Consider the following 20837-nt stretch of genomic DNA (forward strand, 5'->3'; position numbering starts at 1 on the left):
GCCGGCACGCAGCGCACCGCCGAGCACTTCCGCCTGGACGGCGGCAAGATCGTCTCGATCATGCTCTCATCCGGTTATGACGACTATTGATCTCTTTCGGCGCGCGGGCGTTCCGGCCGTCGCCGTCGCCCTCCTGTCGCTGACCGCATGCTCCGGAGCCTCCGGCACCTCGGCATCGCCCACCGTGACGGCCACCGTGACGGTGACGGCCCCGGCGTCGCCCGCGGAGCCGTCCGCCGACCCGGCGGCCTCCGGCACCCCGGCGGCGGACACGCCCACCGACCCGGCCACGACCGCGCCGACGCGGAAGCCGGGCAAGGCCGGGCCGCCGATCACCGGCAAGACGCCGGCCCCCTTCGGCGGGACCATCCAGTCGGACCCCGGGCACGACTTCACCAAGGGGCTCAGCCCCAGCAGGGACGGCGTGGTACGCGGCCAGCTGGTCGCCATGCACGACGAGAACGTGGCGGAGTACCGGCCCGTCAAGTTCGTCAAGGAGTACGGCGGCAGCACCAGCGGCCACTTCGAGGGCCCGCCGGAGGGAGACGGGACCGCCTTCGCCGCGCCGATCGCGAAGAACGTCGTGTTCCTCAGCGCGGTCGGCTGCGACGGCAAGGACCAGACCATCGACAGCGACTACCTCGGCACCCAGCGCTGCTCGCGGGACAAGCTGATCCTGCGGGCCGACAAGGGCGACCTGCGGGCGCTCATCACCGTCCAGGGCGGGCAGATCGTCAAGGTGACGGAGATTTACGCCGCCTGACCGCTGCTTCTCGGCATTCCACCGCCTGATCACTGTTCGGCCGCCGGTTTATGGGAATAGTGTGAGGTGATGGATCGACGCATATTCGGGCTGGAGAACGAGTACGGCGTCACCTGCACGTTCCGCGGGCAGCGGAGGCTGTCGCCGGACGAGGTGGCGCGGTACCTGTTCCGGCGAGTGGTGTCCTGGGGCCGATCGAGCAACGTCTTCCTGCGCAACGGCGCACGTCTCTACCTGGACGTGGGCAGCCATCCCGAGTACGCCACCCCTGAGTGCGACAACGTCGTGGAGCTGGTCACCCACGACAAGGCAGGGGAGCGGATTCTCGAGGGTCTCCTCGTGGACGCCGAGAAGCGGCTCCGCGAGGAGGGCATCGCGGGAGACATCTACCTGTTCAAGAACAACACCGACTCGGCCGGCAACTCCTACGGCTGCCACGAGAACTACCTCGTGGGCCGGCACGGGGAGTTCGGGCGGCTGGCCGACGTCCTGATCCCTTATCTGGTGACGCGCCAGATCATCTGCGGCGCGGGCAAGGTGCTGCAGACCCCGCGAGGAGCCGTCTACTGCGTCTCGCAGCGGGCCGAGCACATCTGGGAGGGCGTCTCGTCGGCGACCACCCGGTCCCGCCCGATCATCAACACCCGCGACGAGCCGCACGCCGACGCCGAGCGGTTCCGCCGGCTGCACGTCATCGTGGGCGACTCGAACATGAGCGAGACCACGATGCTGCTCAAGGTCGGCGCCACCGACCTGGTGCTGCGCATGATCGAGGCCGGTGTGGTGATGCGCGACCTTTCCCTGGAGAACCCCATCAGGGCGATCCGGGAGGTGTCCCACGACATGACGGGCCGGCGCAGGGTGCGCCTGGCCAACGGCCGCGAGGCCTCGTCACTGGAGATCCAGCAGGAGTACCTGACCAAGGCGCAGGACTTCGTCGACCGGCGCGGCGGGGACGCCACCGCCAAGCGGGTGCTGGAGCTGTGGGAGCGCACGCTCCGGGCGGTCGACACGGGCGACCTCGACCTCGTCTCGCGGGAGATCGACTGGGTCACCAAGTACCAGATGATTGAACGTTACAGACAGAAGTACGACCTGCCGCTGTCGTCGCCGCGCGTCGCGCAGCTCGACCTGGCCTACCACGACGTCCACCGCAAGCGCGGGCTGTTCTACCTCCTGCAGAAGCGGGGGGCCGTCGAGAGGGTGGCCGACGACGTCCGCATCTTCGAGGCCAAGTCGGTTCCGCCGCAGACCACACGGGCCAAGCTGCGCGGGGAGTTCATCCGCAAGGCCCAGGAGAAGCGGCGCGACTTCACCGTCGACTGGGTCCACCTGAAGCTCAACGACCAGGCCCAGCGGACGGTGCTGTGCAAGGATCCGTTCCGCAGCGTGGACGAGAGAGTCGAGAAGCTCATCGCGGGCATGTGATCTCTTACACCGCTCTGACGGCGGGTTCGGGTAGCCTGGCCCGGACCCGCTGTCTGTTTGAGGATTCCCATATGCGCCGTAGTACGGCACTCGTCGCCGCCCTACCCTTGTTGCTCGCCGCCGCCTGCGGAACCGCGCAGAAGACCGCGTCCAGCGCGAGCCCCGCCTCCAGTGGCCAGGCCGCCGCCTCGGCCATCAAGGTGACGGGAGAGGTCGGCAAGAAGCCCACCCTGACCTTCCCGGCGGGCAAGCCCTCGCTCACCTCCGCCTCCATCAAGGTCGTCGAGGGTCAGGGCACCCCGGCCAAGGACGGCGACGTCCTCACCGCCAACGTCACCGTCTACAACTGGGACGGCAAGGAGAACAAGGCGGCCGGCTCCGACTACGACCAGGGCAAGTCGGAGTTCGTCTCGGTCAGCCCGCAGCTGCCCAAGGCGCTGCACGAGGCGCTGGTCGGCGCCAAGCCGGGCGGCCGGGTGATGGCCGTGGTCGCCAAGGACAACCTGAGCACGGAGCAGGTCGACCAGGCCAAGCAGCAGGGCCAGGACTTCAACACCACGTCCCAGGTGCTGGTCATCGACGTGCTGTCGGCCGCGATGAAGTCCGTCCAGGGCACCGCCGTCGACCCGGGCGTCACCGGCGTGAAGGTCGAGAACGCCAGTGGCGACAAGGCCCCGACGCTGACCACCAAGACCAGCGAGAAGGCGCCCAAGAAGCTGGTCGTCAAGACCGTGATCAAGGGCGGCGGCCCGGAGGTGAAGGCCGGTCAGACGGTCCTCGCCCACTATGTCGGCAAGATCTGGGGCACCGACAAGAAGTTCGACTCCAGCTGGGATCGCGGCCAGCCCGCGACGTTCGCCCTCGACCAGGTCGTCAAGGGCTGGGCGCAGGGCCTGACCGGCGTCCCGGTCGGCAGCCGCGTCCTGATGACGATCCCGCCGGACCTCGGCTACGGCAAGGAGGGCAACGCGCAGGGCGGCATCAAGGGCACCGACACGCTCGTGTTCGTCGTGGACGTCCTCGGCGCGGCCTGAGGGCCATGGACGGACAGCAGGGGCCCCTCTCACCGGACGGTGGGAGGGGCCCCTGCCGTACGGGCGTCAGCCGAGGATCTGGTAGCTGTCGCCGTAGACCTTCCAGCGCAGCGGCGGGTCGAGGTCGAGGTTGCCGTTCTTGAGGAACACCCGCTGCGCGGTGTCGACCCTGCTGGTGTCGCTGTGCGCCTCCTCGGTCTTCATCGCGGCCTTGCGGGCGTCGAGGAACGCGTTGAGGTAGGCGACCTCGTCGCCGCCCTGCGCCGGAGTCCTCGCCTTCTTCATGGCCGTCTTGCGGATGCCCCCGAAGCTGACCGGGTCGGTGCCGGGGCCGTGCATCACCATGGCGTCGTAGTAGACGAACTGCCCGAGCGCGCGCAGCCCGTCGGCCTTGGCCTGGGCCACGGCGGGGTTGAAGTAGACCCGGTCGCGCTCGTCGTTCTGCGCCTGCTGGAACACGGGATCGGCGGCGGCGGCGCGCCAGTCCTTGGGGAAGCTGGGGTCCAGCCCCTGGTGCGAGTCGGTGCCGTTCACCTTGCGCAGCGCGGGCAGATACCTGGCCAGCACGTTCCCGGGCTTGCGCGCGGTGTAGAGCTCGACCAGGTCGAGCATGTCGCCCGTGCCCGAGCAGAAGCCGATGATCCCGGCGGTGTAGCCGCGCCCGTCGTCGATGTCCTCGATGTACTTGTACTGGGCCTTCCAGTCGAGCGAGGAGTTCTCCGCGCTGGAGACGAGCTCCATCGCGATCTCCTTCTTCTTCGGCTCGGTGAGGTCGACCGGCGCCGCCTTGACCGTCACCTTCACGGTCTCCCCGGTGGCGGCCGGGCCGCCGGCGGCCGCTCCCGCGGCGTTCGCGGGGAGTACGGCCGCGGCGGCGGCCACGAGCAGCGCAGCCGCGCGCCGGGAAGTGCGCCTGGTCAGCGGATCTTTCACGTGCGTCGCTCCGTTCTCCGCCCGCGGCCGTGCGTCGTGGCGGGAAGGGGGCGCGGGGCGGGGGTGAGCCCTCCGTGAGGGGGTTTAGTTAGGAAGGTTTCCTAATGAAAGCAGCACTCCGCGGCGGTGTCAACAACTCCCTTGACCGGCCGTCTCGACCGGCGTCCGGCCGCCCCGGCCTAGACTCCGGCTGTGACGAGCGACGACCTGGAGTCGATGAGCGTGCTCGGCGATCCCGTGCGGCGGGCGCTGTACCGGTTTGTGGCCGAGCAGGGGCGGGACGTGGGCCGCAACGAGGCGGCCGAGGCGGCCGGCGTCCAGCGCACGCTGGCGGCCCACCACCTGGACAAACTGGTGGACGCGGGGTTGCTGGAGGCGGGCTTCCGGCGGCTCAGCGGCAGGGCCGGCCCCGGCGGCGGCCGCCCGGCGAAGGTCTACCGGCGGGTGCGCGAGGAGCGGACCGTGAGCCTGCCGCCCCGCGACTACCGCACGCTCGCGCTCGTGCTGGCGGAGACCGTCGACCTGCTGGGCGGCGAGGAGAAGGCCGAGGAGGCCGCCCGGCGGGCGGGGGAGCGTCTGGCCGCCTCCGATTCCGCCTCCGGCGATCTCCTGGAGGTGCTGCGTGCGCGCGGCTACGAGCCGTACGAGGAGGACGGGCGGGTGCGGCTGCGCAACTGCCCCTTCCATGTGCTGGCCGACAGTCATCCGCTGCTCGTGTGCTCGATGAACCTCGCGCTGTGCGAGGGACTGCTGGCCGGTCTGGGCGAGACCGGGGTCGCCGCGACACTTGACCCGAGACCCGAGGAGTGCTGTGTCGCTTTCAAGCCTTCTAAAAACAACGTAGATTGACTTAGAATCGGAGCATGCATCTCGCCCAGCTCAACGTCGCCCATCTCAGGGAACCCCTCGACTCCCCCGCGCTGACCGACTTCCTCGCCGCCCTGGCGCCGATCTACCAGGTGTCGGACGCCGCGCCCGGCTTCGTCTGGCGCATGAAGGAGAGCGACGAGCCCACGGAGTTGATCCAGCACGACTACGGACCGATGCTGGTCGTGAACCTGTCGGTCTGGGAGTCCCGCGAGACGTTGTGGAACTTCGTCTACCGCAGCGCTCACCTGGAGGTGATGCGGCGCCGCCGGGAGTGGTTCCATCGGATCGCCGAGCCGTACACCGTGATGTGGTGGGTGCCCGAAGGCCACCTGCCGCCGCTCGACGAGGCCACGGCCCGTCTGGACCTGCTCCGGGCTCAGGGACCGGGCCCGGAGGCGTTCACGTTCAAGGATTTCTACGACAGCAGTGACGCCGCGTGCCTCCCGGCGGCGGCGGAGGTCACGAAGTAGGCCAGGTCCTCCTCCAGGCCGCGGCCCATGGTGGACAGCCGCACCGGGGACGCCTTCAGCGCCTCGTGCAGGCCCTCCACCGGCACGGTCACGATCTCGTGACGCGTGGCCAGGGCCGCGGCCTGCTCGCGCACCGTCGCCCCGAACGCGCCGGGCAGGTCCGGCACGGCGACCTGGGCCGGGGCCAGCGCGACCCGGCCGTACGCCGTGAGCGAGTGGTGCGACACCCCGACATGCCGCTCGCGGCGATCGCCCTCGCTGACCCGCAGCGCGGCCACGGGCCGCCCGGCCAGCACGGCGGCGGCGTTCACGGCCTCGCCCGCGGCCACGCCGGAAAATCCCCAGCGGGTGCCGGTGCCGAGGTTGCCCGGCCCCTGCGCGACGACGGCGACGTCGGCGCCGAGCACGTGGCGGGCGGCCAGCAGGCCGGTGTGGAGCGTGACCGCCTCGACGTCCCCGCCGAAGGACTGCCCGGTCGTCACCACCCCGCACAGCCAGTCGCGCTCACGCAGCGTCGCGCACGACATCGAGAACCAGGCCGGCAGCGCCCCGCCGTCCTGCATCACGTACGCCACCCTGATCCCCGGGAAGTCCGCGTACAGGCCACACAGGATCGCGGGCAGGGCGGAGTGCAGGTCGGCCACCACGACGGGCATCCCGTCGACCGAGTCGGCCTCCCGCAGCGCCTCGTGGTGCGGGGACCCCTGCTCGTCCGCGCCGAGCACGGTGGCCTGCAACGGGGTGTAGCGTGCTTTAACCAGGTGGCCGGGGCCGGAAGGATCTTGCGGTAAACGGTCCGGGACGGCCACCACCATGGCGTACCCTCCCGTACCGAGACCCATGGCGAGGGCGGTCGTGTTCAGCAGCACGGTGTCGCCCACTTCAGGGCGTCCCACCAGCGGGGGATAGGCGAGTGCCCGGCACTCGCCCTCGGCGACGGCGACGTCGAGCTCCACCGCCCCCGGCCACTCGCGCCGGACCCGCACCACTTCGCCCTTGCGCCATCTGATCACGCCGAAAAGGGTAGCGTTCTCCACTGGAAGGGAGGCCCGATGTCGCGGCGGAAGACCGAGCGGCTGCTCAACCTGGTGATCTGCCTGCTCGCGACGCGGCGGCCGTTGAGCGCGGAGCAGATCCGGCAGGCCGTCCCCGGGTACGACCCGGACAACGACGAGGCCTTCCAGCGCATGTTCGAGCGCGACAAGAACGAGTTGCGCGAGATCGGCATCCCCATCGAGGTCCACAAGGACCCCTGGGAGGACGACCCCGGCTACCGGATCGTGCGCGAGGCGTACGAGCTGCCCGAGATCACCCTGGAGCCCGACGAGGCCGCCGTCATCGGCCTGGCGGCGCAGGTGTGGCAGCGGGCGAGCCTCGCCGAGGCGGCCGGCGGGGCGCTGCTGAAGCTGACCGCGGGCGGCGTGCACGCCGGCCTCGCGGAGAGCCCGCTGGAGTTGCGGGTGGACACCCGCGACCCCGCGTTCCCCGCGCTGTGGGAGGCCGTGCGGGACCGGCGCGCGGTCGCCTTCGACTACCGGTCGGCCGGCAGCGAGTCGGTGCTGCGGCGGACGGTCGAGCCGTGGGGGGTCGTCAGCCGGCGCGGCCGGTGGTACCTGGTCGGGCACGATCGCGACCGCGGCGCCGCCCGGGTCTTCCGGCTGAGCCGGATCACCGGGGCCGTGTCCACGCTCGGGCGGCCGGGGGCGTTCACCGTGCCCGAGGGGCTGGACCTGCGCGCCATGGTGGGCTACCAGGAGCTGCCGAACGAGCGGGTCGCCCTGGTGCGCGTGCGCAAGGGCACCTGCCTCGGCCTGCGGCACGCCGCCCAGGCCGTGCGGAGCGGGCCGGGAGAGTGGGACGAGGCCGAGGTGACCTTCGCCGACGCCGAACGGCTCGCCGGGTGGCTGGCCAGCCTCGGCCAGGACGCCGTCGTGCTGGACCCGCCGGACGCGCGCGAGGCCGTGATCCGCCGTCTGAAGGGGGCGTTGCAGTGAGCTCGGACCGGCTGCCGCGGCTGCTGGCGCTCGTGCCGTACCTGATGTCGCATCCGGGCGCGCAGGTGCCCGAGGTGGCGCGCCTGTTCGGACTGACGGAAAAGCAGCTCATCGACGACCTCCAGCTCGTCTGGATGTGCGGCCTGCCGGGGCACACGCCCGGCGACCTGATCGACGTCTCGTGGGACGGCGGCGAGATCCTCATCGACAACGCCGAGGCGATCGCCCGGCCGCTCAAGCTCGGCGTGGACGAGGCGAGCGCGTTGCTCGTCGCGCTGCGCATGCTCGACGAGCTGCCCGAGTTCCAGGGCCGCGACGTGCTCGGCCGGGTCATCGCCAAGCTGGAGCAGGCGGCGGGCGAGGGCGCGGCCACGGTGAGCAGCCAGGTCCAGGTGGAGATCGGCGCGGCCCCGGACGCCCACGCCGTCATCACCGACGCCGCCCGCAGGGGCCGCAGGCTGTCGCTGCGCTACTACGTGCCGGGGCGCGACGAGATCACCCCCAGGGAGGTCGACCCGCTGCGGGTCGTGCTCGTGGACGGGCGGCACTACCTGGAGGGCTGGTGCTACCGCGCCGAGGCGATGCGGATGTTCCGCGTCGACCGGATCCTGGACGTCGAGATCCTCGACGTGCCGGTGGACCCCCCGGCCGGGGCCGAGCCGATGGACGTCACGCAGGGCGTGTTCCGGCCGTCGGACAGCGACGAGCTGGTGGAGCTGGAGCTGACCCCGGCGGGCCGCTGGGTGGCGGAGTACTACCCCTGCGAGGAGGTCGCCGAGCTGGGCGAGGGCCGCCTGCGCGTCTCGCTGCGGGCGCGTGACCAGTCCTGGCTGGTACGGCTCGCGCTCCGGCTGGGCGACAGCGGCCGGGTGCTGTCGCCGTCGTCCCTCGCCGAGCGGGTCACGGCCACCGCGAAGCAGGCGCTGGCCAACTACGAGACCGTCTAGCCCGCGGGAGCCCGGCATGACATGGATCTTCGCCCTGTCCACGATTGCCGTGGCCGGGCTCGCCGTCCTCGCGTGGCCGGCCGCCCGGGTGCTCGCCGCGGCGCGGGACCTGCACGCGGAGGTCAAGCGGGCCAGGGGGCGGCTCAGGGTGCCCGAATAGAGGACTTTGCCCACGATTGATGTGATTTTGAGGCCCGAGGACAGGTGAACTTTGGCGCGTGGTGCGCGTACGATCGGGGAGTAGTACCCACGGCCCTCGCGGTAAGGACACGACATGCCCAACCTCGGACCCATGGAATGGATTCTGATCCTCCTGGTTCTGATCCTTCTCTTCGGCGCCAAGAAGCTCCCGGACACCGCCAGGGCCCTTGGGCAGTCGCTGCGCATGTTCAAGAAGGAAACCAGCAAGATGAACGAGGAGGACGAGGAGCGGCAGACGGTCAAGGCGCAGGCCGAGCCCGTCGCTCCGCCGGCGGCGCAGATCCCGCCGGCCACCCCGTCCGTCGAGGAGCGGCTGCGTCTCCTGGAGGAGGAGAACCGGAAGCTGCGGGAGAGCCAGCAGCCGGTGAGCTCGCAGAACGAGCAGCGCTCCAACTAGGCGCCACACCCCCACTGACCCCAGGACGAGCTAGATGGCCCTGCTGAAACGGTCGACTCCCGCCGCCACGGCGGACGACGGGCGGATGACGCTCATGGAGCACATCCGCGAGCTGCGCAACCGGCTGATCAAGGCCATCCTGGCGGTGGTCGTCGGGACCGCCGTCGGGTTCATCTACTTCGAACCCATCTGGAACTTCCTGAAGCAGCCCTACTGCCGGCTGCCGCAGGCCCATCAGTTCAACAAGGACCAGTGCCTGCTGGTGGTGAACGGGGTCTTCGACTCGTTCTTCGTCAACCTCAAGGTCGCCGTGATCTTCGGCGTGGTGGTCTCGGCCGTGTTCTGGATCTACCAGATCTGGGCGTTCGTGACCCCGGGCCTATACCAGAACGAGCGCCGCTACACCATGGCGTTCCTCGGGCTCTCCGTCCCGCTGTTCACCGCGGGCTCGGCCCTGGCCTACGTCACTATGGACAAGGGCCTGTCCCTGCTGCTCAGCTTCGCGCCCGAGGGCACGCTGACGCTGGTGAGCATCAACGAGTACCTCAGCTTCGCGCTCGCGATGCTGATCATCTTCGGCGTCTCCTTCCTGATGCCGTTGCTGCTGGTGTTCCTCAACGTCATCGGGGTGCTGCGGTTCAAGACGGTGTCCAAGCACACCCGCATGGTCGTGTTCCTGATGTTCGTCTTCGCGGCCGTCGCGACGCCGAGCCAGGACCCCGTCACCATGCTGGCGCTGGCACTGCCGATGGTCGCGCTGTTCTTCGTCGCGGAGGCGTTCATGTACTTCCACGACAAGAAGCGCGACGCCGCCGACGCGGCGCACGCACGGGCCATCGAGGAGGAGCTCGACGGGCCGTCCGCCGCCGAGGGCACGGCGGACTCGGTCGATGTGAGGGACTGACCGAACATCCCTCTGGTGTCGCATGGTGGGCGGCGGTAGGTTCCGCGTATGGCCGATGAGATCGTCGTCCTGGTGAATCCCGCCGCCCGCGGCGGTCGTACGCTGCGCCTGCTCGACCCGGTGCTGCGACGGCTGCGGACGGGCGGCCGCCCGGTCTCGGTGATCGTCGGGACCTCGGCGGCGGACGCCCTGGGCCGGGCCCGCGAGGCCGTCGCCGCCGGTCCCGCCGCGCTCGTCGCCTTCGGCGGCGACGGTCTGGTCCACCTGGCCGTGCAGGCCGTGGCAGGGACGGCGGTGCCGCTCGGGATCGTGCCGGCCGGGACCGGCAACGACATCGCCGACGCCCTCGGCATCCCGCGCAAGGATCCGCTCGCCGCCGCGGACATCGTGACCGCGGGCGACCGCCGGACGATCGACGCGGCCAGGCTGGGCACGGGCGGGGCCGGCCCGGACGAATGGTTCGCCGGGGTCCTCGCCTGCGGGTTCGACTCCCGCGTCAACGAGCGGGCCAACGCCATGACCCGGCCGCCCGGCATGGCGAAGTACCTGGTCGCGCTCGTGCACGAGTTGCGGTCGTTCACCCCGATCCCGTTCCGGATCACCCTCGACGGGGAGACCGTCGAGCGCGAGGCGATGCTGGTGGCGGTGGCCAACACCCGGTCGTACGGCGCCGGGATGCGGGTGTGCCCGGACGCCCGGCCCGACGACGGACTGCTCGACGTGCTCGTGCTCGGGGCGGTGCCCAAGGGCGACTTCCTGCGCACGTTCCCCCGCGTCTACCGGGGCAGCCACACCGGGCACCCCGCCGTGACCATGCGGCGGGCCCGGCGCGTCGAGATCGAGGCCCTGGACGGGGACGTCGTCGCGTACGCCGACGGCGAGCGAGCCGGCCCGGCCCCGCTGACCTGCGCCGTCCAACCGGGAGCGCTGCGGGTCCTGGCACCTGGTCGACGACGCTGATCGACAGGACAGATCGACAGGACAGATCTACGGCGTAAAGGCGTCCGCGTAAAAGGATCACCGATGACGGACGCCCGGAATCCCGTTATCGGTAGGGTTGACGGTATGAGTACGCCAGCGGAACGCTATGCCGCCTTCCGTGAGGGGCAGTCCGGAGCCGGACCCGCTCTCGCCTCGTTCCGCGAACTTTACGACTTCGAGCTCGACGAGTTCCAGATCGACGCCTGTCAGGCGCTGGAGGCCGGGGACGGCGTGCTGGTGGCCGCGCCGACCGGGTCGGGCAAGACGGTGGTGGGGGAGTTCGCCGTCCACCTGGCGCTGGAGCAGGGCCGCAAGTGCTTCTACACGACGCCGATCAAGGCGTTGTCCAACCAGAAGTACAACGACCTGGTCAGGCGGTACGGCGCGCGCAAGGTCGGCCTGCTGACCGGCGACAACAGCGTCAACGGCGAGGCCCCGATCGTGGTCATGACCACCGAGGTCCTGCGCAACATGCTGTACGCGGGCTCGAACACGCTGGCCGGCCTCGCGTACGTGGTGATGGACGAGGTCCACTACCTGGCCGACCGGTTCCGCGGCGCGGTCTGGGAAGAGGTCATCATCCACCTGCCGGAGTCGGTGCGGGTGGTGGCCCTGTCGGCCACGGTCAGCAACGCCGAGGAGTTCGGCGAGTGGCTGGGCGAGGTCCGCGGCGACACCACGGTCATCGTGGACGAGCACCGGCCGGTCCCGCTGTGGCAGCACATGCTGGTCGGCAACAAGATGTTCGACCTGTTCGTCGACGAGGGCGACGGCACCCTGCGGGTCAACCCGTCCCTGATGCGGATCGCCCGCGACGAGATGCGGCTGGCCCAGGCCAGGGGCAGGCGGGGCTACTCGCGCCCCGGCCGGGGCACGACCCCGAGCCGGTCGGACGTGATCGAGAAGCTCGACGCCGAGGGCCTGCTGCCGGCGATCACCTTCATCTTCTCCAGGAACGGCTGCGACGCCGCCGTCATGCAGTGCCTCTACTCGGGGCTGCGCCTCACCACGGAGGCCGAGAGCCACGAGATCCGCCAGATCGTCGACGAGCGCACCGCGCACCTGCCCGACGAGGACCTCGCGGTGCTCGGCTACCTCGAATGGCGCGACTGCCTGGAGCGCGGACTGGCCGCCCACCACGCGGGCATGCTCCCGGCGTTCAAGGAGGTCGTGGAGGAGCTGTTCACCAAGGGGCTGGTGAAGGCGGTCTTCGCGACCGAGACGCTGGCGCTCGGCATCAACATGCCGGCCAGGTCCGTGGTGATCGAGAAGCTCGACAAGTGGAACGGCGAGACCCACGCCGACCTTACCCCGGGGGAGTACACCCAGCTCACCGGCCGGGCCGGGCGGCGCGGCATCGACATCGAGGGCCACGCGGTGGTGGTCTGGCAGCCGGGGATGGACCCGCTCGCGGTCGCCGGTCTCGCCGGCACCCGCACCTATCCGCTGCGCTCCAGCTTCAAGCCGTCGTACAACATGGCGGTCAACCTCGTCGGGCAGGTCGGCCGGGAGCGGGCGCGGACCCTGCTGGAGGACTCCTTCGCCCAGTTCCAGGCCGACCGGGCCGTGGTCGGGCTGGCCCGCCAGCTCCGCAAGGCGGAGCAGGCCCTCGAGGGCTACGCCGAGGCCATGACCTGCCACCTCGGCGACTTCGAGGAGTACGCCGCGATGCGCAGGCGCCTCTCGGACCGCGAGGCCGAGCTGTCGCGCCAGCGAGGGGCGGCCCGCCGCGCCCAGGCCGTGCAGTCCCTGGAGGTGCTCAAGCCCGGCGACGTCATCCGGGTGCCGGGCGGACGCCGCGCCGGCATCGCGGTCGTGCTCGACCCGGGCGTCAACGGCCGGGGACACGAGGGCCCCTCGCCGCTCGTGCTGACGATCGGCAAGCAGGTCAAGCGCCTGTCGGCGGCCGACTTCCCGGTGCCGGTCGAGCCCGTCGACAAGATCAGGATCCCGAAGGGCTTCAATCCGCGCTCGCCGAAGGAGCGGGCCAACCTCGTCTCCACCGTGCACGCGAAGCTGGGCGACCGCGACCTCGGCAAGCCGCCGCGGGCGCGCGACCACGCCGCGGAGGACGAGGAGGTCACGCGGCTGCGGCGGGAGCTGCGCCAGCACCCCTGCCACGGCTGCGACGAGCGTGAGGACCACGCCCGCTGGGCCGAGCGTTACCACAAGCTGCTCAGGGAGACCGAGGGGCTGCGCCGCCGGGTCGAGGGGCGCTCCCACGTCATCGCCCGGACCTTCGACCGGGTCTGCGGCGTGCTCGACCAGCTCGGCTACCTGGACGGCGAGACCGTCACGGAGCAGGGCCGCAGGCTCGCCTCGCTCTACACCGAGCTGGACCTGCTCACGGCCGAGTGCCTGCGGGCGGGCGTGTGGAACCGCCTCGACCCCGCCGAGCTGGCCGCGTGCGTGTCGTCGCTGGTGTACGAGTCGCGGCAGGCCGACGACGTCCGCAGCCCCAAGATCCCGGCCGGAGCCACGCGCGAGGCGCTCGGGGAGATGGTGCGGCTGTGGGGCGAGCTGGAGGGCATCGAGCAGGACCACGGCCTGTCGTTCGTCCGCGAGCCCGACGTGGGCTTCGCCTGGGCGGCCTTCCGCTGGGCCAAGGGCCACAGCCTCGACGCCGTGCTGACCGACTGCGATCTCGCGGCGGGCGACTTCGTCCGCTGGGTCAAGCAGCTGCTCGACCTGCTCGGCCAGCTCAGGGACGCCGCGCCCAAGGGGAGCAAGGTCGCGGAGAACGCCGTCAAGGCCATCGACGCCATGCGCCGCGGGGTCGTCGCCTACTCCTCCGTCAACTGAGCCGCCCCACAGGCCGGCGAACTCAGCGGCCCGCCGTACGATCCCGTAGCCAGGCGAACGCGACGTGGACGAGACCGGCGGCGCCCGGCAGGGCGGTGCCGAGCAGCACGCCCATCGCGACATAGTAGGCGACGGCGTTCGGCGCGATCACCAGTCCGCCCGCCAGCGTCAGCAGCGCGACGCCGAGCAGCGTGAGGCACATCGCGAGGTACTGCCGCAGCGGGCGGGTGGTGCGTAGCTCCTGGCACATGAACAGCACGGCCGGCGCGGCGCCGACTCTGAGGCCCTCGGCCGCGTATCCGAGGGCGCGCAGCGGGTTGGCGGCGAAGAACCGGACGACGGCGGGGATGCCCGCCGCCCACACGGCGTTCGGCGGTTCGCAGGTCTTCTTCAACCAGCTCGAACCGCCCCACAGGACCGCGAGGCCGGCGATCATGAGGGCGTACTCGCCCCACGGGCGGGGGCCGCGGCCGGAGTCCGGCGCGGTGTCGTCCGTCGTCATGTGTCCTCCGCCGGCATTCGCGATCAGCGGCAGAATAACGACGGCCGTCATCCGAAGACGGCGAATCGTTCGGAAAGCGGCCCGCGCGGCCGCTCAGGCGGCGGTGAAGCGGACCTCGCGGGTCGCGGGGTCGGCGCGCGTGAGCCGTACGGGGACGCGCTCCCCGAGCGGCAGGTGGTCGCCGTCGCAGCGGGCGATGACGGCGGGCTCGGTGACCTGCACCTGCCCGCCCGGTTTCCCGTCGGCGACGTCGACGACGACCGCCTCGAAGACCTCGCCGATCCTGGGCCGCAGCACGGCCGCCTCGACCAGGTCCACGCAGGCCCGCTCCACCGCGCCGGCCCGCCTGCCGCCCGCGGCCATCTGCTCCGGCAGGCCGGGAAGCGCCCCGGCGACCTCCTCGGGGACCGGGCGGCCCGCGGCCACGGCCAGGCAGACCTCGGTGCCGTAGCGGTCGACCAGCCGCCGCAGCGGCGCGGTGACGTGCGCGTACGGCGCTCCCAGGGCGGCGTGCAGCACCTGGCCGGGCGGCGTGCCGTCGAAGGCGACGTAGGCCGCGCCGCGCAGCAGCACCGTCGACTCGTGCAGGAAGGCGGCGTGGCCGGGGATCTTCGGGTCGAGCCCGTGCACGACCTCGGCGTACGACGTGCCGTCGGGCCAGGGCACGCCGAGCGCCGCGGCGACCCTGCGGACCTTGCCGACGTCCTCCGGGCCCGCCTGAGGGAGGACCCGCAGCACGCCGACGCCCGCGTCCAGCATCATCCGGGCGGCCGCCATGCCGGTGAGCAGCGAGATCTGGGCGTTCCACGCCTCACAGGGGTGGTTCGTGCGGAACTCCACCCGGTAGCCGCCGTTCCCGTCGGGGATCACCTGCTGCTCGGGGGTCGGCAGCGACAGCCCGCCCCTGGCCCGCTCCCGTTCCAGCCGCAGCGGCCCCACCTCGGCGAGCAGCGCGATCGTCCCCTCCGCCCGGCCGGTGTCCACGGCGGCCTGGACCGTCTCGTAGTCGAGCCGTTCCCGGCTGCGTACGAGCGCGCGGCGCAGGTCCACCGCCTCGATCTCCCCGTCGGACCCGAGGTCGAGCCGCCACAGGGCGGCTGGGCGGGTCTGCCCGGGCAGCAGGCTGGCCGCGCCCTCCGACAGGACAGGCGGGTGCAGCGGCACGCGCCGGTCGGCCATGTAGACGGTCTCGGCGCGGACCCGCGCCTCGGCGTCGATCGCCCCGCCGGGCCGGACGAACGCCGCGACGTCGGCGATCGCGTACCAGACGCGGTAGCCCGTCCCGCGCCGCTCGATGCGCAGCGCCTGGTCGAGGTCCATCGATCCCGGTGGGTCGATCGTCACCAGCGGGAGATCGGTCCGGTCCTCCTGCGGCACGGCGGGGGAGGCGGCGGCCCGCTCGGCCTCCTCCTGCACGGGGGCGGGGAAGCCGTCCGGCAGGTCGAACTCGCTGCGGATGCGGGCGAACCCGTCGCGGAGCCCGTCCGCGGTGTCCGGGAGGCGGATCGTCGTGTGCGGCACGCGATCAACCTACCCGAGTGCGGACATACCAGGCCGTAAACGGCCTTCCTAGGTCAGTGCGGCGAGCAGGCGGTTGAGGGGGCTGTCGAGGCCGTACTTCTCCGACAGCGCGACCAGCCGCTCGGGGTCGCGCGGCGCGGCGGGCAGGGTGATGTCGACGTCCGGCACCGGGACGTCGTGGGCCACTCGGACCACGGCAGGGGCGACCTCCAGGTAGTCGCGGGCGGCGGCGAGCTTGTTGCGTGCGCCCGCGGGGAAGCCGTCGGCTCCGCCGTCGTCCAGCGCGGCGAGCAGCGCGGACAGCGACCCGAAGCGCGTGATGAGGGCCGCCGCCGTCTTCTCGCCGATGCCGGCGACACCGGGCAGTCCGTCGCTCGGGTCGCCGCGCAGCGTCGCGAAGTCGGCGTACGCCCGGCCCGGGATGCCGTACTTCTCGCGGACGAACGCCTCGTCGATGATCTGGAGGTTGCGGATTCCCCTTACTGTGTAAAGGGCACGGCAGGGCTTCTCGTCGTCGACGAGCTGGAACAGGTCGCGGTCGCCCGTGACGATGTCCACGGCCCCGGTCGCGGCGGTCGCGTAGGTGCCGATCACGTCGTCGGCCTCGTATCCGGCGACGCCGACGCGGGCGATGCCGAGCGCGTCCAGGACCTCCTCGATGACCGGGACCTGCGGGGCCAGCGTGTCCGGCACCTCCTCCTCGTCGCCGCTCGCCACCCGGTGCGCCTTGTACGACGGAATGGCGGCCACCCGGAACGCCGGCCGCCAGTCGGCGTCCATGCACGCCACGACCTGGGTGGGGGAGTGCTGCCGGACCAGGGTGGCGATCATGTCGAGGAGCCCGCGCACCGCGTTGACCGGCATGCCGTCCGGCGAGGTCACCGACTCCGGGACTCCGTAGAAGGCGCGGAAGTACAGCGACGGGGTGTCGAGAAGCATCAGCACCCTGCCATTGTCACGCCTGTCAGGGGTGCCGCGGACCCTCTCCGGTCACCGCCACGGCCAGCAGGCAGGTGTCGTCTTCGGGGTTGGGGCCGCCGATCGCCTCCAGCAGGCGGTCGAGGCCCGTGTCGAGGTCGGCTCCGGCCGTGCCGAGCCCGGTCGCCACGGCCGCCTCCAGGATGAGGGACACTCCGGCGCCGATGTCGCGCGAGCGGCGCTCGACCAGGCCGTCGGTGAACATCAGCAGCAGGTCGCCGGGCTCGAGGCGGACGTCGGCCGCCCCGTACGGCAGGCTCGACGTCGCCCCGAGCACGACTCCCCGGGGCGCCCCGAGCTGGCGCGCGCCCCCGCGACGCACCAGGATCGGGGCGGGGTGACCCGCCTGTGCCCACGTGAAAAGGCGGGTCGCCGGGTCGAAGTGGCCGCACACGGCGGTCGCGGTGGTGTCGCCCAACCGGGTGAGGACCAGGGCGTTCAGCCACGTCAGCAGCACGCCGGGGCAGGCCCCCGTCATGCTCAGGCCGAGCAGCGCGTGACGCAGCTGCGCCATCTCGGCGATCGCGGGCAGGCCGTGCCCGGACACGTCGCCCACCGCGAGGAACATGCGTCCGTCGGGCAGCGGCGCCGCGTCGTACCAGTCGCCGCCGAGGCTCGAGGCCCGGCCCGCCGGGACGTACCGGACCGCGATCCGGGCGTAGGGCAGGTCGATCGACGCGCCCGGCTCGGGCAGGATCGCCTCCCGCAGCGCCAGGGTGACGCGGCGCTCCTCGGCGGCGCGTTCCCGGCGCTCCGCCCACCGCCGTCCGCCGATGTCCTGGACCATGCCGATGTCCTGAACCATGAGGGTGCCGGCGGGGGCGGCGCCGGGCGTCGTGTCCGGGTCGCGGTCGTCCGCGGGGGGAAGGGCGGGTCTGGTGCCGCCCACTACGCCGACCATTTGTCTCGCTCTCGATGCCGCTCTTGCACTGCCGTACGGACGTTCTGTGATCGCCCTGACGCGGAGCGTAGCAGTCCTGCATTCCGCAGGGGTTGGTTTTCTTCTATGGCGTGGAATAAGGCAGAGCCCCGCGAAGGTCGCCCGCGTGGCGGCTGTGGTATGCGCACCTGAGTACGTCGTGAGAGCCGGCGCTCGTTAGATTAGGTCGCGTGACGACGATGTCCCCGGAGCCCTCCGACCTGTATCCCACGACCCGCCCGGCCGCAGTGAGCGAGGCCGTCGACCGCGCCGGCCTCGACGCGCTGCTGCTGACGCCGGGCCCCGACCTGCGCTATGTGACCGGCTACGACGCGATGCCGCTGGAGCGCCTGACCTGCCTGGTCGTGCCGGCGTCCGGCGAGCCGTTCCTGATGGTGCCGCGCCTGGAGCTGCCGGCCGCCGAGCACTCGCCCGCCTCCCGGCTGGGCATCGAGTTCGTCCCGTGGGACGAGACCGACGACCCGTTCGCCGAGGTGGCCCGCCGTCTCGGCCCGGTCGCCCGGGTCGGGCTCGCCGACCGCATGTGGGCGCTGCAGTCGCTGCGGTTCCGCGCGGCCATGCCCGGTGCCGAGCAGGTGCTGGCCGGCAGCGTCCTGCGCGAGCTGCGCATGCGCAAGTCGCCCGTGGAGAAGGCGGCGCTCGCGGAGGCGGGGGCGGCCATCGACGCCGTGCACAACCTGGTGCCCCAGTTGCTGAAGGCCGGTCGCACCGAGCGCGAGGTCGGCAAGGACATCGCGGAAGCGATCATCGACGCGGGGCACGCCCGGGTCGACTTCGTGATCGTGGGCTCGGGGCCGAACGGCGCCAGCCCGCACGCCGAGCTGACCGACCGCGTCATCCGGCCCGGCGAGCCCGTCGTCGTGGACATCGGCGGCGTCATGCCGAGCGGCTACTGCTCCGACTCCACGCGGACCTACTGCGTGGGCGAGCCCCCGGCCGACTTCGCGGCGTACTACGAGGTGCTCAAGCGCGCCCAGGAGGCCGCCTGCGCCCACGTCAGGCCCGGCGTGAGCTGCGAGTCGGTGGACGCCGCCGCCCGTGAGGTGATCACGGAGGCGGGGTACGGCGAGTACTTCGTCCACCGCACGGGGCACGGCATCGGCCTGGAGACGCACGAGGAGCCGTACATCGTCGCGGGCAACACCGAGGAGATGCGGCCGGGGTTCGCCTTCTCCGTCGAGCCGGGCATCTACCTGCCCGGCCGGCACGGCGCCCGGATCGAGGACATCGTCGTCTGCGGCGAGACCGCCGGAGAGCGGATGAACAACACCACCAGGGACCTGGTCGTGGTCGACTGATCCCCGCGGCCGTGCTCTCCGCCGCTCTGGCAGAGTGACGATCACGACTGCCGGATCGGAGGACGCATGACGCACGAGGGCATCGACGAGGGTATGGACGATCCCCGCGCTCAGGCCGAGGGCGAGGTCAGCATGGCGCGGCTGGCCCTCGGCGACGGGGAGACCGGGCACGCCGCCGCGCACGTCGCGGCGGCGCTGGCCCACGATCCCGCCCTGCCCGAGGCGCACGAGATGCTGGCGCGGCTGCTGGCCGGGCCCGGCGGCGGGCCGGACCTGTTTCCCCTGGACGAGCCGGTCTTCCTCGGCACCGCGCTGGCCCGCGCGCACGCGCTGGCCGCCCGCGGCGAGCACGTGCCCGCGCTGCGCCTGCTGATCTCGGTGCAGCGGCACGAGCCGGGGGGACGCTGGGCGCACGTCCCGTGGGTGCTCGACCCCGACCTGCCCGGGCGGATCCCGCCCGGCGAACTGTGCTCGCTCGTCTCGCTGCTCGCCTCCGGGCTGCCCGGCACGGTGCCGGAGGACGGCCGGGAGGCGCTGCTGCCGTACGTCGCCCTGGTGCGGGGCGCGCTGCGCGCCCACCCGGGCGACGCGTCGCTGCTCTGGCTGGCCTCGCTCCTGCTGCGCCGGGTGGGGGAGGCCGAGGAGGCGGTGGAGCTGGCCGCCCGCTCCTATGCGCTGGCGCCGTCCTTCCAGGCCGCCCTGGCCGAGGGGTACGCGTGCCGCGACCTGCAGCGGTGGCCCGAGGCCGAGCGGGCGATGGTGCGGGCGCTGGAGCACGACCCCGCCAACCTCGCGTTGTACACCGACATCGGCGAGATGCTGCACAGCAGCGGCCGCCCGGAGGAGGGCCTGGAGTGGGTGGAGCGCGCGCTGCGGCGCGAGCCCCGGCACCCGAACGCCTATCCGACGGCCTGCGGGATGCGCTTCGAGCGGGACGGGGACGTCCGGCACCTGGTGGAGCTGGCCGACCACCTGCGCGACGACCCCGGCAACGAGCACGGCGACGCGGTCCTCGGCGAGCACTGCGGGCTGCGACTCTGGCTGGGACGCGTCCCTGGCCCCACGGAGTCGGTGATCGACGTGCTCTACCAGGTGGTGGAGCAGGAGGAGGCCCCGGCCGGCGGTGAGCTCACCGTCTCCGCCCCCGAGCCGCCGAGCGCGCTGCTCGCCTTCTCCCTGGTCGTGCCCGGTTTCACGGTGACCGTCGCCGGCGCGCCGGGACCCGACGCGCGGCTGACCGTGCCGGAGGTGTACGGCCACGGCCCGGTGCGGAGCGTGGCCCGCCGGGTATGGCGTTACGAGGGCATGACGGCCGTGCCCGCCGTGCCGCCGCCGTCCCGGGAGGCGCTGGAGGCCGTCGCCGCCGTCGCGACGCTGCGCTGGCCGCACCTGCCGGCCGCCTACGACCACGCCGTACGCCTGTCGGGCCTGTCTCTTGAGGACCTGCTCGGCGTGCTCGCCCACCCGCCGCTGTCGCCGTACGGCGAGCCCGCGGCCGTGCCGCTGTGGATCAGGCAGGTCCAGGCGTGGGCCTGCCTGGGCATGGCCCACCACCAGGCCGGCCAGCCGTGGGCGGCGTCCGAGCGCAGGAGCGTGCTGGCCGACCTGGCGTACGGGCCGGAGGACTGGGTGACCGAGGCGGCCCTGCTGGGGATGATCGCGACGGCCTGGGTGGACCCGGACGCCCGCGACGACGTGGCCGAGCTGGTGGCCTGGCGCTACCTGGCCGCCGTGGAGGCGTCGCGGACGCGGCCCGTGACGATCCTCGGCTCGCTCGCCGCCCTCGTAGTGGCGACCCCCCGCATGCACCCCGACGTACGGGCGCTGGCTGCCGAGGCGTGATCGCGGAATTGTCACCAGGGTCTGGTAGGACG

The 20837-nt window shown here is 72.1% G+C and carries 20 protein-coding genes; 14 read left to right on the forward strand and 6 right to left on the reverse strand.

All coding sequences use genetic code 11. The features are described from left to right. The first annotated feature begins 76 nt into the window (after positions 1–76). From ABZ860_RS39250 to ABZ860_RS39260, 3 genes are all read left to right on the forward strand, one after another. On the forward strand, positions 77–763 hold the full coding sequence (locus tag ABZ860_RS39250; RefSeq protein ID WP_357230607.1) for a hypothetical protein: 687 nt from the start codon (positions 77–79) through the stop codon (positions 761–763). Between the two features lie 69 nt (positions 764–832). Beyond that, entirely contained in the window at positions 833–2191 is a 1359-nt protein-coding gene (pafA, locus tag ABZ860_RS39255) for a Pup--protein ligase (protein WP_357230610.1), read from the forward strand. A 71-nt stretch (positions 2192–2262) separates the two neighbouring features. Beyond that, positions 2263–3225 (forward strand): FKBP-type peptidyl-prolyl cis-trans isomerase, encoded by a 963-nt coding sequence (locus ABZ860_RS39260; protein ID WP_357230613.1) that lies wholly within the window; start codon positions 2263–2265, stop codon positions 3223–3225. A gap of 66 nt (positions 3226–3291) precedes the next feature. Here ABZ860_RS39260 and ABZ860_RS39265 read toward each other — a convergent pair whose 3' ends face one another. Next, positions 3292–4158: a chitosanase gene (locus ABZ860_RS39265; RefSeq protein WP_357230616.1), complete on the reverse strand. Its 867-nt coding sequence runs from the start codon at positions 4156–4158 to the stop codon at positions 3292–3294. A 192-nt stretch (positions 4159–4350) separates the two neighbouring features. Here ABZ860_RS39265 and ABZ860_RS39270 point away from each other — a divergent pair, with 192 nt between their 5' ends. Then, positions 4351–5007 carry a transcriptional regulator gene (locus ABZ860_RS39270; protein ID WP_357230619.1) on the forward strand — a complete coding sequence of 219 codons (657 nt, stop codon included), beginning with the start codon at positions 4351–4353 and terminating at the stop codon, positions 5005–5007. A gap of 14 nt (positions 5008–5021) precedes the next feature. Continuing rightward, entirely contained in the window at positions 5022–5498 is a 477-nt protein-coding gene (locus ABZ860_RS39275) for a DUF3291 domain-containing protein (RefSeq protein ID WP_357230622.1), read from the forward strand. On the opposite strand, the gene ABZ860_RS39280 is transcribed toward ABZ860_RS39275, so the two are convergent. After that, positions 5444–6511, reverse strand: coding sequence for a DUF3866 family protein (locus tag ABZ860_RS39280; protein WP_357230625.1), 1068 nt, complete (start codon positions 6509–6511; stop codon positions 5444–5446). The genes ABZ860_RS39275 and ABZ860_RS39280 overlap by 55 nt on opposite strands. Positions 6512–6550: 39 nt before the next feature. Between ABZ860_RS39280 and ABZ860_RS39285 the strand changes: the two genes are divergently transcribed. The 7 genes from ABZ860_RS39285 (at position 6551) to ABZ860_RS39315 (ending at position 13724) form a co-directional block, all read left to right on the forward strand. Then, the gene (locus tag ABZ860_RS39285) at positions 6551–7492 is read left to right on the forward strand and encodes a WYL domain-containing protein (RefSeq protein ID WP_357230628.1); all 942 of its coding nucleotides are present in this window, start codon (positions 6551–6553) and stop codon (positions 7490–7492) included. Then, positions 7489–8439, forward strand: a complete 951-nt coding sequence (locus ABZ860_RS39290; RefSeq protein WP_357230631.1) for a WYL domain-containing protein — start codon at positions 7489–7491, stop codon at positions 8437–8439. The genes ABZ860_RS39285 and ABZ860_RS39290 overlap by 4 nt, the downstream gene beginning before the upstream one ends. Before the next feature lie 16 nt (positions 8440–8455). Beyond that, complete coding sequence (locus ABZ860_RS39295; RefSeq protein WP_357230634.1) at positions 8456–8599, forward strand: hypothetical protein; 144 nt, start codon at positions 8456–8458, stop codon at positions 8597–8599. Between the two features lie 114 nt (positions 8600–8713). Continuing rightward, a complete protein-coding gene (tatA, locus tag ABZ860_RS39300) occupies positions 8714–9037 on the forward strand; it encodes a Sec-independent protein translocase subunit TatA (RefSeq protein WP_357230637.1) in 324 nt (107 codons plus the stop codon). 34 nt (positions 9038–9071) lie between these two features. Then, entirely contained in the window at positions 9072–9941 is an 870-nt protein-coding gene (gene tatC, locus ABZ860_RS39305) for a twin-arginine translocase subunit TatC (protein WP_357230640.1), read from the forward strand. Positions 9942–9989: 48 nt separating this feature from the next. Then, positions 9990–10901 (forward strand): YegS/Rv2252/BmrU family lipid kinase, encoded by a 912-nt coding sequence (locus ABZ860_RS39310; RefSeq protein WP_357230643.1) that lies wholly within the window; start codon positions 9990–9992, stop codon positions 10899–10901. Positions 10902–11006: 105 nt separating this feature from the next. Further along, positions 11007–13724 carry a DEAD/DEAH box helicase gene (locus tag ABZ860_RS39315; protein ID WP_357230646.1) on the forward strand — a complete coding sequence of 906 codons (2718 nt, stop codon included), beginning with the start codon at positions 11007–11009 and terminating at the stop codon, positions 13722–13724. 22 nt (positions 13725–13746) lie between these two features. On the opposite strand, the gene ABZ860_RS39320 is transcribed toward ABZ860_RS39315, so the two are convergent. From ABZ860_RS39320 to ABZ860_RS39335, 4 genes are all read right to left on the reverse strand, one after another. Continuing rightward, positions 13747–14226 (reverse strand): hypothetical protein, encoded by a 480-nt coding sequence (locus ABZ860_RS39320; protein ID WP_357230649.1) that lies wholly within the window; start codon positions 14224–14226, stop codon positions 13747–13749. A 93-nt stretch (positions 14227–14319) separates the two neighbouring features. Next, positions 14320–15747: an RNB domain-containing ribonuclease gene (locus tag ABZ860_RS39325; protein ID WP_357230652.1), complete on the reverse strand. Its 1428-nt coding sequence runs from the start codon at positions 15745–15747 to the stop codon at positions 14320–14322. A 48-nt stretch (positions 15748–15795) separates the two neighbouring features. Beyond that, the gene (locus tag ABZ860_RS39330) at positions 15796–16686 is read right to left on the reverse strand and encodes a 5'-3' exonuclease (protein ID WP_357230747.1); all 891 of its coding nucleotides are present in this window, start codon (positions 16684–16686) and stop codon (positions 15796–15798) included. Positions 16687–16711: 25 nt separating this feature from the next. Then, positions 16712–17614 (reverse strand): PP2C family protein-serine/threonine phosphatase, encoded by a 903-nt coding sequence (locus tag ABZ860_RS39335; protein WP_357230655.1) that lies wholly within the window; start codon positions 17612–17614, stop codon positions 16712–16714. Positions 17615–17844: 230 nt separating this feature from the next. On the opposite strand from ABZ860_RS39335, the gene ABZ860_RS39340 reads away from it, so the two are divergent. After that, positions 17845–18963 (forward strand): Xaa-Pro peptidase family protein, encoded by a 1119-nt coding sequence (locus tag ABZ860_RS39340; protein ID WP_357230750.1) that lies wholly within the window; start codon positions 17845–17847, stop codon positions 18961–18963. A gap of 66 nt (positions 18964–19029) precedes the next feature. Next, positions 19030–20805, forward strand: a complete 1776-nt coding sequence (locus ABZ860_RS39345) for a tetratricopeptide repeat protein (protein WP_357230658.1) — start codon at positions 19030–19032, stop codon at positions 20803–20805. Positions 20806–20837 lie beyond the last annotated feature (32 nt).

The sequence above is a fragment of the Microbispora sp. NPDC046973 genome (assembly GCF_040644495.1).
Taxonomy (GTDB): domain Bacteria; phylum Actinomycetota; class Actinomycetes; order Streptosporangiales; family Streptosporangiaceae; genus Microbispora.

What these genes read in the sequence shown, in the direction of transcription:
- ABZ860_RS39250 (WP_357230607.1), top strand. Translation starts at nt 77, where the DNA reads ATGACGACTATTGATCTCTTTCGGCGCGCGGGCGTTCCGGCCGTCGCC.
- pafA (WP_357230610.1), top strand. Translation starts at nt 833, where the DNA reads ATGGATCGACGCATATTCGGGCTGGAGAACGAGTACGGCGTCACCTGC.
- ABZ860_RS39260 (WP_357230613.1), top strand. Translation starts at nt 2,263, where the DNA reads ATGCGCCGTAGTACGGCACTCGTCGCCGCCCTACCCTTGTTGCTCGCC.
- ABZ860_RS39275 (WP_357230622.1), top strand. Translation starts at nt 5,022, where the DNA reads ATGCATCTCGCCCAGCTCAACGTCGCCCATCTCAGGGAACCCCTCGAC.
- ABZ860_RS39285 (WP_357230628.1), top strand. Translation starts at nt 6,551, where the DNA reads ATGTCGCGGCGGAAGACCGAGCGGCTGCTCAACCTGGTGATCTGCCTG.
- ABZ860_RS39295 (WP_357230634.1), top strand. Translation starts at nt 8,456, where the DNA reads ATGACATGGATCTTCGCCCTGTCCACGATTGCCGTGGCCGGGCTCGCC.
- tatA (WP_357230637.1), top strand. Translation starts at nt 8,714, where the DNA reads ATGCCCAACCTCGGACCCATGGAATGGATTCTGATCCTCCTGGTTCTG.
- tatC (WP_357230640.1), top strand. Translation starts at nt 9,072, where the DNA reads ATGGCCCTGCTGAAACGGTCGACTCCCGCCGCCACGGCGGACGACGGG.
- ABZ860_RS39310 (WP_357230643.1), top strand. Translation starts at nt 9,990, where the DNA reads ATGGCCGATGAGATCGTCGTCCTGGTGAATCCCGCCGCCCGCGGCGGT.
- ABZ860_RS39315 (WP_357230646.1), top strand. Translation starts at nt 11,007, where the DNA reads ATGAGTACGCCAGCGGAACGCTATGCCGCCTTCCGTGAGGGGCAGTCC.
- ABZ860_RS39320 (WP_357230649.1), bottom strand. Translation starts at nt 14,226, where the DNA reads ATGACGACGGACGACACCGCGCCGGACTCCGGCCGCGGCCCCCGCCCG.
- ABZ860_RS39330 (WP_357230747.1), bottom strand. Translation starts at nt 16,686, where the DNA reads ATGCTTCTCGACACCCCGTCGCTGTACTTCCGCGCCTTCTACGGAGTC.
- ABZ860_RS39340 (WP_357230750.1), top strand. Translation starts at nt 17,845, where the DNA reads ATGTCCCCGGAGCCCTCCGACCTGTATCCCACGACCCGCCCGGCCGCA.
- ABZ860_RS39345 (WP_357230658.1), top strand. Translation starts at nt 19,030, where the DNA reads ATGACGCACGAGGGCATCGACGAGGGTATGGACGATCCCCGCGCTCAG.